Genomic DNA, 1,008 nt, shown 5'->3' on the forward strand with positions numbered 1-1,008 from the left:
CTAGGCTCCGTCCGGTCGATCATGTGCGGAGCCAGATGGCGAGGGCGGCTGCGGTGATGGTGCCGAGGTAGACGTATCCGCGTTTGTCGTATCGGGTGGCGACGGCTCTGGCGTGCTTGAGCTTGTTGATGGCCCGTTCGACGGTGTTGCGTTTCTTGTACCGCGCTTCGTCGAAGCCCGGTGGCCGCCCGCCGCGCGAGCCTTTGCGCAGGCGGGCGGCCCGGCTGTCGCTCTTCTCCGGGATCGTGTGCCGGATGCCGCGCCTGCGCAGGTAGGCGCGGATGGGTCCGTTGCTGTAGGCCTTGTCGGCGGCCACGCTGTCGGGCGTCTTGCGGGGCCTGCCCGGCCCGGTCCGCGGGATGCGGATCTTCTCCAGCACGGGCTCGAACTGGGTGCAGTCCGCCCGCTGCCCCGCGGTGACGATCAGGGACAGCGGGCGGCAGCGGCCGTCCGCGCTCAGGTGGACCTTGGTGGTGAACCCGCCCCGCGAGCGGCCAAGGCCCTCGCCTCCAGCACCACCTCCACCAGTCGGGCGACGAGGCTCTGCCACGGTGTCTCGTCCTGGTGTTCGCCCTGCCCAGCCCCCTTTGAGGCCAGGGCCGGTGGCGGATCGGTGCGGGCACCCGCCGCGTGCTGGTGGGCCCGCACGATGGTGGAGTCGACGGAGATGTCCCAGTCGATGTCGCCGGCCGCGTCCGCTTCCGCCTGGACCTGCTGGAGCAGACGCTCCCACGTCCCGTCGGCCGACCACAGCCGGTGGCGTTCGTAGACCGTCTTCCACGGCCCGAACCGCTCCGGCAGGTCACGCCAGTGCACACCCGTCCGCACCCGGTGCAGAATCCCGTCGATCACCTGCCGATGGTCGCGCCACCGGCCACAACGCCTGTTGCTGACCGGCAGGAACGGCCGCAGCCGTTCCCACTCGGCATCCGTGAGATCACCCCGCCCCATGCCCGGAACAACGAGCAAGGCCGGTGATAGTCACATGATCGGGCGGACAAGTCCTAG

General features: G+C 70.2%; 1 pseudogene. It reads right to left on the reverse strand.

Going from position 1 to position 1,008, the window contains the following annotated elements:
- Positions 1 to 19: 19 nt before the first annotated feature.
- Positions 20 to 951 (reverse strand): annotated as a pseudogene (locus ACFY0X_RS36870) (IS5 family transposase).
- Between the last annotated feature and the right edge of the window lie 57 nt (positions 952 to 1,008).

Origin of the sequence: Kitasatospora sp. NPDC001547, from assembly GCF_042894165.1 — a bacterium.
Classification (GTDB): Bacteria; Actinomycetota; Actinomycetes; order Streptomycetales; family Streptomycetaceae; genus Kitasatospora.